At 74.1% G+C, this 9227-nt stretch carries 9 protein-coding genes; 5 read left to right on the top strand and 4 right to left on the bottom strand.

Translation table 11 applies throughout. The annotated features are described in order from the left end of the window. From NBZ83_RS10100 to NBZ83_RS10090, 3 genes are all read left to right on the top strand, one after another. On the top strand, positions 1-1119 hold a 1119-nt coding region (locus NBZ83_RS10100; protein WP_261574824.1), incomplete at its 5' end, for a dihydrolipoamide acetyltransferase family protein. A 44-nt stretch (positions 1120-1163) separates the two neighbouring features. Then, on the top strand, positions 1164-2108 hold the full coding sequence (pheA, locus tag NBZ83_RS10095) for a prephenate dehydratase (protein WP_261566848.1): 945 nt from the start codon (positions 1164-1166) through the stop codon (positions 2106-2108). Positions 2109-2471: 363 nt separating this feature from the next. Then, positions 2472-3449: a ParA family protein gene (locus tag NBZ83_RS10090; protein WP_261574823.1), complete on the top strand. Its 978-nt coding sequence runs from the start codon at positions 2472-2474 to the stop codon at positions 3447-3449. A gap of 29 nt (positions 3450-3478) precedes the next feature. Here NBZ83_RS10090 and NBZ83_RS10085 read toward each other — a convergent pair whose 3' ends face one another. Beyond that, positions 3479-4735: an FAD-dependent oxidoreductase gene (locus tag NBZ83_RS10085; protein WP_261566846.1), complete on the bottom strand. Its 1257-nt coding sequence runs from the start codon at positions 4733-4735 to the stop codon at positions 3479-3481. A 108-nt stretch (positions 4736-4843) separates the two neighbouring features. On the opposite strand from NBZ83_RS10085, the gene NBZ83_RS10080 reads away from it, so the two are divergent. Both NBZ83_RS10080 and NBZ83_RS10075 read left to right on the top strand, forming a co-directional pair. Continuing rightward, positions 4844-5509, top strand: coding sequence for a TetR/AcrR family transcriptional regulator (locus tag NBZ83_RS10080; protein WP_261566845.1), 666 nt, complete (start codon positions 4844-4846; stop codon positions 5507-5509). Then, positions 5506-5847, top strand: coding sequence for a nuclear transport factor 2 family protein (locus tag NBZ83_RS10075; protein WP_261555029.1), 342 nt, complete (start codon positions 5506-5508; stop codon positions 5845-5847). Before NBZ83_RS10080 ends, NBZ83_RS10075 begins: the two co-directional genes overlap by 4 nt. A gap of 17 nt (positions 5848-5864) precedes the next feature. On the opposite strand, the gene NBZ83_RS10070 is transcribed toward NBZ83_RS10075, so the two are convergent. The 3 genes from NBZ83_RS10070 to NBZ83_RS10060 are packed head-to-tail and all read right to left on the bottom strand — an operon-like array spanning position 5865 to position 9151. After that, entirely contained in the window at positions 5865-6935 is a 1071-nt protein-coding gene (locus NBZ83_RS10070) for a TolB family protein (RefSeq protein WP_261574822.1), read from the bottom strand. Next, entirely contained in the window at positions 6932-8260 is a 1329-nt protein-coding gene (locus tag NBZ83_RS10065) for an MFS transporter (RefSeq protein WP_261574821.1), read from the bottom strand. The genes NBZ83_RS10070 and NBZ83_RS10065 overlap by 4 nt, the downstream gene beginning before the upstream one ends. 6 nt (positions 8261-8266) lie before the next feature. After that, positions 8267-9151: an alkaline phosphatase family protein gene (locus NBZ83_RS10060; protein WP_261574820.1), complete on the bottom strand. Its 885-nt coding sequence runs from the start codon at positions 9149-9151 to the stop codon at positions 8267-8269. Positions 9152-9227 lie beyond the last annotated feature (76 nt).

Here is a 9227-nt window from a genome sequence, read left to right as displayed (position 1 = left end):
GGGTCGGGGTCGGGGTCGGGGTCGGGCAACATCCTCGTCGGCTACGGCGTCAGCACCGAGCCTGCCCGGCCGCGCCGCCGACGGGTCGGCGCCACCATCCCGACCCCGCGCCCGGCGATGCCCTCCGGGCCGTCCCGATCGTCCGGGCTGACAGGAACGTCCGGGCTGACGGGAACGTCCGGGCTGGCGGGAACGTCCGGGCTGGCGGGATCATCCGAGCCGACGGCGCCGTCGGGGTCGGCCGCGCGGACCGCGGTCGCGGTCGTGTCGCCCCTCGTGCGCCGCCTCGCCCGCGACAACGGCGTCGACCTGCAGGCACTGGCCGGCACCGGCCCGGGCGGGTTGATCATGCGCCGCGACGTCGAGGCCGCCGTCGGGGACCCGCAGGCTCCCGCGCCGCACCTCGCCGAGTCCGACGCGACCGTCGTCCCCCTGGACGCGATCGGGCGGCGGGCGGCGGAGACGTTCACCCGCAGCCGGCGCGAGATTCCCGACGCCACCTGCTGGGTCGACGCCGACGCCACCGGCCTGCTCGCCGCCCGCGACGCCCTCAACGCCGGCGGCGCCGAGCCCAGGATCGGGCTGCTGGCCATCCTGGCCCGCGTCTGCGTCGCCGCACTGGTGCGCGCGCCCGAGCTGAACTCCTCCGTCGTCACCGACACCGACGGCCGCGCCACCGGCGTGCGCCGCCACGGCGGCGTCCACCTGGGGTTCGCCGCGCAGACCCCGCGCGGCCTGGCTGTGCCCGTGGTGCATCACGCCGAGGACATGACCACGGCCCGGCTGTCCGCCGAGCTCACCCGGCTGACCGCGGCCGCCCGCGGCGGCCGGCTCACCCCGACCGAGCTGACCGGCGGCACGTTCACGCTGAACAACTACGGCGTCTTCGGTGTCGACGGGTCCACCCCGATCATCGCCCACCCGCAGGTCGCGATGCTCGGCGTCGGCCGGATCGTCTCCCGGCCCTGGGCGGTGGACGGCGCGCTGGCCGTGCGCAGCGTCGTGCAGCTGTCGTTCACCTTCGACCACCGGGTCTGCGATGGCGCCACCGCCGGCGCGTTCCTGCGCTTCGTCGCCGACGCCGTCGAGGACCCCACCGCGCTGCTGCGCCACCTCTGAGCACCCCCGCCCGCAACACCCGATCCGGTCCTAGGAGGCCTGACTTGCCTGCCCAGGCCCGCTACACCTACCTCGGCCCCGAGGGGACCTTCAGCGAGGTCGCGCTCCAGACGCTGCCGGAGGCGGCGAGCGCCGAGCTGGTGCCCTCCGCCTCCGTGACGGCGGCGTTGGACGCGGTGCGCAGCGGCGACGCGGCCGGCGCACTGGTGCCGATCGAGAACTCCGTCGAAGGCGCCGTGACCACCACGCTCGACGAGCTCGCCACCGGACACCCCTTGATGATCTACCGGGAGGTGCTGCTGCCGATCAGCTTCGCCCTGCTCGTGCGGCCGGGCACCACCCTGGAGGACGTCAAGACGGTCACCGGCCATCCGGTTGCGCAGGCCCAGGTTCGCCGCTGGCTCGCGACGCACCTGCCGCACGCCGAGTGGGAGTCGGCCGCGTCCAACGCAGAGGGGGCCCGCCTGGTACGCGACGGACGCTTCGACTGCGCCTTCGCCGGGGAGTTCGCCGGACGCCTCTACGGCCTGGAGGCGCTGGTGACCGACATCAACGACGCCGCCGACGCCACGACCCGCTTCGTCCTGCTTCGCCGCCCCGGCCGCATCGCCGCACCGACCAGGGCGGACAAGACGTCCGCGGTGGCGTGGCTGACCGAGAACCACCCGGGCGCGCTGCTGGAGCTGCTGCAGGAGTGGGCCGTGCGCGGGGTCAACCTGATGCGGATCGAGTCCCGGCCCACCGGGGAGGGCCTCGGCCAGTACTGCTTCTCCATCGACGCGGAGGGGCATGCCAGCGATCGCCGGGTCGGTGAGGCCCTGATGGGGCTGCACCGGATCTGCCCGAAGGTGCGGTTCCTCGGGTCGTATCCACGGGCCGGCGGCGTGGCCGGGTCCGTGCGCTCGCAGGTGACGGACCACGAGTTCCGCGCGGCGGCCGACTGGCTTTCCCGCTGCCTGGATGGCCGTGGTGACGATCGGGAGCCGTGATCGGCCGGCGTAGGGGTGCCCGATCCGGCCGGCCCACCGGCCGGAAGGGGCCTGTCCGCGCCGGCTCCACATCACCGGGGCGGGTCGTCGCGCGCGTCGCCCGACGCCCCCTGGATGGCCTCGCGAGCGCCTCGACACCGCCACCGCGGGCGGCGGCCGCATCGCCCGATTCGGCCACCCCGCCGGCCGGGACCGGCCGGCACCCGGGCCGGCGTGGCGCTGTTTTTCCCGAGCCACGGGGGCAATTCCGCGACAGCCGTAGTCTGCGTGTAGGCCGAATACGGAGCACTGCCGGGTCCGACGACACACGAGCAGACGTCACCGCGCGGTCGGGCGGGGCACACGACCGGGAGCGAGGACGCGGTGAAGGTGGTGGCGATCGCCAGCTACAAGGGCGGGGTGGGCAAGACGACGCTCACCGCGAACATCGGCGCCGCCATCGCCCGGCTGGGCCGGCGGGTCCTGCTGATCGACCTGGACCCGCAGGCGAACCTCACCTTCTCCTTCTACCAGCCGGAGGTCTGGCGCACCGAGCTTGCCGAGCACCGCCGGACCGTCAAGGCCTGGTTCGAGTCGTGGCGACCGGAGACCGTGGCGCCGCCGCTGGCGAGTTACGTGACCAACCCGCCGGTCGTCGCCGCCGCCGTCGCCGAACGCGGCGGCACCCTGGACCTGCTCGCCTCGCACCTGTCCCTCGGTGACATCGAGATGAACCTCGCCGCCCACCTCGGCGGCGCGCAGGCGCACCGGTCCACCCGCCACTACTTCGACGTCTACCAGCGCCTGGCCACCGGGCTCGCCTCCCCCGGGATGCAGGACTACGACCTGGTCCTCATCGACTGCCCGCCGCACTTCGGGGTGATGACGCGCGCCGCGATCGCCGCCTGCGACCACGTGCTCATCCCGGCCCGTCCGGACAACTTCTCCGCGCTCGGCATCGAGCATCTACTCGGCAAGCTGCGTCGCTACGTCTGGGAGTACAACCGGGTTGCGGACCTGCAGTCCGGCGTGCATCCCGCGGCGAAGCACCTCGAGCCGCACGTGCTCGGCGTCGTGCTCATGATGGTCCAGTACTACCGCGGGCAGCCGACCAGCTTCCTGCGGCCCCACATCCAGCAGGCCGCCAGCCTGGGGGTCCCGATGTTCGAGTCGATGGTCCGGTTGAGCACCCGCAGCTTCACCGGCGCGGCCGAGACCGAGCTGCCGCCCGTGCTCAGCCCGGATGCGCCCGGCGAGGTGGTCGGAGAACTCCTCGACGTGGTCGAGGAGTTCCTGCGCCGCCTGGCCGGCCGAGTCCCCGACCGGCTGAGTCCCCGGGCGGCTGAGTCCCCGGGCGGCTGAGTCCCCGGGCGGCTGAGTCCCCGGGCGGGTCAGGCGAGGGCGAGGGTGGTGAGGATGTCCGGGGAGAACGCCTCGGCGGGTGGTGCCCAGGGGCCGGCGTGGACGGCGCCGAGCGCGGCGCCGAGGTCCGGGCGCTCGCGCAGCAGCCTCGTCATCCGCCGGCGCTTCGCCGCCCGCTCGGGCATGCCGAACGCGGACAGCAGATCGGTCAGCGCGGTGGCGAACCGCAGCCGCGCCATCCGCTCGCCGCGTTCCTCGGCGTAGCCGCGCAGCGTCTGCGGGGTCCAGGTGGGGGTGTCGAGCAGTGCCTCGGCGAGCACCCGGGTGTCGCGCAGGGTGATACTCAGCCCCTGGGCGGTGACCGGATTGCTCCAGCCGGCGGCGTCGCCGAGCAGCGCGATCCCGGGCCGCAGCGGGTTGTCGGTCCAGGCGTCGGTCATGGGGAAGCTCGCGCACGGCCCGGCCGGGGTGGCCTCGGCGAGCGCGTCGGGGCACGGCAGCGCCGGTGAGCGGTAGGCCGCCAGGAAGCGGGCCACCCGCTCGGGCCCGTTGAACCGCTCGGGGTCGTCCGCGTGCCGAGCGATGTAGAGCCGGATCAGGTCGGCGCCGCGGGGCACGACGATGTACTGGTTGCGCCCGTCGACGCCGAGCATCGTCTCGGCCCGGTCCCACGCGCCGCCGTCGTCGACGAGCAGCCCGGTGAGCATCACCCGCGGGGTGGTCACCGCGAGCGGGATGCCGAGCGCCGTGCGAGTGGCGGAGTTCTTGCCGTCGGCGACGACGACCAGTCGGGCGCGGACGGTGTGGTGCGCCCCGTCCAGCTCGTAGGTGACCGACGGCGCCGGGCCCGGATCCACCGTGGAACGCCCGACGCCGCGCACGACCGTCGCGCCGGCCTTGACCGCCGCGGTGGCCAGCGCCTCGCGCAGCTCCGGATGACCCACGCCGATGATCCCCGGGGCGCCGGGCACGGCCGTGGACAGGTCCATCGCGGCGGCGCGGGCACGTTCGACGGTCAGCATCTCGTCGTAGGGCACCATCCGGCTGATCACCGACGCGCCCTCGGTGCCGAGCACCGTGTCACCGAGGCCCAGCTCGACGGCCTCGCGAAAGCCCCACGGCACGATCGCCTCGCCGCGGATCTGGTCGCGGTAGACGCGCTCGCGCTCCAGCACCGTCACGCCCAGACCCGCCGTGGCGAGGCGGGCCGCAAGCGCGCAGCCGCCCACCCCGCCCCCGATGACGACGATGTCGCTGTCCAGGTCTCCGTTGATGTCGCTGTCCATTCCGGCCTCCCTCAGGTCATGACTGCAGTGATTTATTATGGAATAATGAAGCACGAGGCGGTCCACGAGTCCGCCTCAGGGCCAGAGTCCGAGGACGGGAGGCGGCCGGTGGCACGCAGGCGCGGCGGGACACAGCCAGCGCCGCTGACCCAGCGCGACGTGCTCGACGCCGCGCTGCGCGTGGTGGAACGCGGCGGGCTCGACCGGCTGACCGTGCGCGCGGTCGCCGACGAGCTCGGCGTCACCCCGCCCGCGGTGCACTACCACCTGCGCGGCGGCGAGGACCTGGCCGACCGGGTCGTCGAGGCGGTCGCCGCCGACATCCGCATCGAGATCGATCCGGCCGCGCACTGGGTGGACCAGTACGTTGGGCTCGTCACCGCGATGGACGAGGCGTTCCGGCGCTACCCCGGTACGGGGATGCGGGCGCTGACGGCCTCGCGGCCCTCCGCCGCGGCGGGCCGGCTGACCGGCACGGCGCTGTCGATCCTGCGCGCCGCCGGCCTGCCGGAACCCGCGGCGGTCGAGCTGTTCACCGCCACCTACCTGCTGTTCACCGGCTGGCTCGCGGCCCGGGGTCTGATGGCGGCGGGGGGCACGCATCCGAGCCTGGCCGCCGCGGGCATGACCGGGCCGGGCCTGGACGACCTCTCGACGCTCGAACGCGCCCTGCGCCGGGTGCTGGCGACGGTGCCGGCGGCGCCGCCCGTCGCCGACCGGATCGACCCGGCGGGCCAGGCGCGGCCCGCCCTCACAGAGGAGTCACGCACATGAGCGACACCACCGTCATCGACGACTACTTCGCCGGCTGGAACAAGCAGGACACCGACGCGATCCTGGCCACCCTGACCCCGGATGTCGTGCTGGAGGACGTCCCGACCGGCCACGGCGCCACGGGGACCGACGCGGCCCGGGCGTTCATCGACAACGCGCTGAGCCAGACGGCGGGCACCACCTACGACGTCGTGACCACCCTGTCCGACGGGGCCACCTACGCCATCGAGTGGGTCATGCAGCCGGCGGGCATCCGCGGGTCCTCCTTCGGCTCGCTGCGCGAGGGCCGGATCGCCGTCAACCGCGACTACTGGAGCCTGCCCCGCAAGTCCGCCTGAGGGGGCAGGTCGGCAGGTCAGCCGACCACGGCGGGAGCCAGCGCCGCCGTGGTCAGCCGCCGCGGGCTGCCGCCGCCGTCGGCGGGCACGGTCCACAGGTCGCTGCCGTAGTCGCCGGGCAGGGCGTAGGCGAGGGTGCGGCCGTCGAGCCAGAGTGCCTGGTCGTCGACGTTGCGCCGCTCGGCCGGCGCGGTCTCGCGCATCGTTCGCAGGTCGAGGACGGTCAGCCGCCACGGCGCGTCCGCCGGCAGGCCCGCCACCCGCTTCTTGAACGCCAGCCGGGTGCCGTCCGGGGACAGCGACGGGCATTCGACGTTCGACCGCAGGGTGGTGACCGTGCGGGCGGCGACGTCGCCGCGCACCAGGTAGGTCTGCCCGCCGGTGGCGAGCGTGGCGTAGAAGTGGGTGTCGTCGGCGAACGTCACCCCCCAGAAGTTCGCATCCGGGCTGCGGTGGGTCCGGCCGTCGCGGACGATCCGGTAGTCCTCCAGGCTGCCGTCCAGCCGCCAGGTGCTCGTGTCGAGGATGGACGTGCGGGTGGAGAAGGCGGTGCCCGCGTAGGAGTCGCCGCTGACGAACACGGTCCAGGCCACCATGCGTCCGCTCGGCGAGACCCGCGACCGGGTGGGGATGCCGCCGAGCGGGTAGTCGCGCCGTTCGCGCAGGTCCGCGTCGAGCACCACCGCCCGGTAGCTCTCCCCCACCACGCCCGGTACCCGGCGCAGGCAGATCCCGGTGCCGCCGGCGGCGTGGAAGCGCAGGCAGCGCACGCCGGAGGCGGTGCGGGGCCCCGCCGGGTCCGCGGCCGGTACGGACACCAGCTCGTCGCGGTGCGGACCCCACGCCGTCGAACGGAACACCAGCCGCTCCCCCGCCGGCGTGCTCGCCGCGCCGGTTGCCGGCGCGGTCGCGCGCGAGCCGGCCGGCGCGGTGAGCACGACCCGGCCGGGCCGGATCGTGGGCCCGCCGGCCTGCTGGTGGTCGCGTTGCGCGGCCCGGCCGGAGGCGTGCACCACGGCCGCGGTGGCGACCCCGGCGAGCACCATGACGACCGCGGCGAGGACGGCGAGGCGGGCACGGACGCTCACTGCGCCGCCCGCCCGGGACGCAGGGCGACGGCGGCGGCGGTGCAGACCGCGAGCGCCGCGGTGGCGGCGGCCAGGGCGGCGTGGTCACCCCAGGTCGTCCAGGCGGCACCGAACAGCAGCGAGCAGGCGAAGCGTGCACCTACCTGCCCCGTCTGGACCAGAGCCAGCCCGCTGGACCGCAGCCGCTCCGGGACCGATCCGGCCGCGGCCGCCATGAGCACCCCGTCGGTCGCCGCGTAGAAGGCGCCGTGCAGCACGAGCACGACGGCGGGCAGCGCCGCGCCCCCCACCGGGGCGAGCAGAAGACCATAGGCCACGAGCAGACCGCCGTGCCCGGCGAGAAAGACCCTCCAGCGGCCGAACCGGTCCGCGGCGCGTCCCAGCGGGACGGCCAGCAGCAGGAACGACGCGGACGTGCCCAGCGGCAGCAGGGGAAACCACTCGCCGGACAGGTCCAGATCGCGTTGCAGGATCAGGTACAGGAACGAGTCGCTGACGGTGGCGAGGCCCAGCAGCAGCGCGCACAGGGTGAGGCGGCGCAGTGCACGGTCGCCCAGCAGACTCACAACGGCGCGCAGGGACACCGCCGCCGGCTCCCCCCGCCCGGTCCCGGCCGAACCGCTCTTGGCCGAACCGCTCCCGGCCGGCCCGGGTTGGGGCACGCGGCCGGGCACGAACAGCAGCAGGACGACGACCCCGGTCGCCGCGACGCAGAAGCTGACGGTGAACACCGCGTCGAACCCGTCGGCGGCCGCGTGCATCACGACGATCGCGACGACCGGCCCCAGCAGGGCACCCGCGGTGTCCATCGCCCGGTGCACGCCGAAGGAGCGGCCCTGGGCCTCCGGCGGTGCGGCCAGCGAGATCATCGCGTCCCGCGGGGCCGTGCGTAGCCCCTTGCCGGTACGGTCCACCGCGAGGACGGCGCTGATCCCCGCCACGCTGTGCACGATCAGCAGCGCCGGCTTGCACAGCGCGGACAGCCCGTAGCCGAGGGCCGCCATCGACTTGTAGCGCCGGCCGCGGTCGGCCAGGTGGCCGCCGACGAGGCGGACCAGCGCGCTGGCGCCGTTGTAGATGCCGTCGAGCAGGCCGAAGCCGAGCGGGGACAGCCCCAGCCCGGTCACCAGGTACAACGGCAGCACTGCGGTGACCATCTCGGCGGAGACGTCGGTGATGAGGCTGACCGCGCCGAGGACCAGCACGGTGGCGGGCACGGCCCGCCGCGCGAGGCCCGCCGGCGCCCGGGTCGCCGGCGGCGGGACCGGCAGGCCCGGGGTGGTCCCCGGGCCTGCCGGTCTGGTGCGGGTGTCCGCGACGTACACGGGCCGTTAGCTCCAGATGCCGGTGATGTCCGCGGCGCTCGAGGCGTTGCCGGCGTGCGCCGTCAGGCCCGCGAGGTCCTCCAGGGTGCGCAGCAGGTTGTAGTGGTTGTAGGTCGTCGACGTGCTGCTGCCCACGGTGACGTGCTCGCCGTAGAACACGGTGGGGATCCGGTTGCCGCTCTGCTTGTTGTCCTCGTCGAAGGTGACCACGAGCACGCTGTTGTGGGTCTTCGCCCAGGTGGCGTAGGCGCCCAGGTTGTTCTGCAGCCAGGTGTCGCCCGTGGCGACCGAGCAGTCGTGCATGTCGTTGCACAGGTTCGGGACGACGAACGAGACCTTCGGCAGCGTCGAGTAGTTCGTCGGGAACTGCGCGAAGGTGTGCGCGGTGCTCGTCGGCACATTGCTGAAGGCGAACCACGGGTTGTGCTTGCGGGCGTACTTGGTGGAGCTGTTCGTGCAGACCGTCGACCCGGCCGACGGCAGGCCCTCGTTGTAGCTGCCGAACGTCTTGCCGGCGGCGATGAGTTCGGAGCCGAGGTTGGCGGCGCTGCTGAATCCCGGGGTGTAGCAGGCGTCGTCGGTGACGCCCTGGGTGCCGCCGGAGAACAGCGCGACGTAGTTGGGCTGGCTGGGGTGGGTCAGGCCGTAGGAGGCGGTGAGGTTCGCGCCGCCGTTCTTCAGCGAGTTGATGTACGGCGCGCTGGAGGATCCGATGACCTGCGAGTAGGCGTGGTTCTCGAGCATCACCACGACGACGTGGTCGGGCGCCGGCAGGCTCGCGGCCTGGGCGGGCGCGGCAGCCCACACTCCGAACAGGGCGGCCGCCAGGCTGGCCGCGCCGAGGGAGCCCAGCGCCAGGCGCGAACGCCGGACACGGGTGAGAACGGACAAGGTGGAACCTCCGGCAGTTACGAAGGAATCAGCGTGGACCCTCGCTGAAGATCAGCGTCAGGCTAGGGGATCAACC

The organism is Frankia gtarii, from assembly GCF_025403375.1.
GTDB classification, from domain to species: Bacteria; Actinomycetota; Actinomycetes; order Frankiales; family Frankiaceae; genus Frankia; species Frankia gtarii.
The sequence above is the reverse complement of the archived record's forward strand: the minus strand, read 5'-3'. Positions and strand labels throughout refer to the sequence as shown.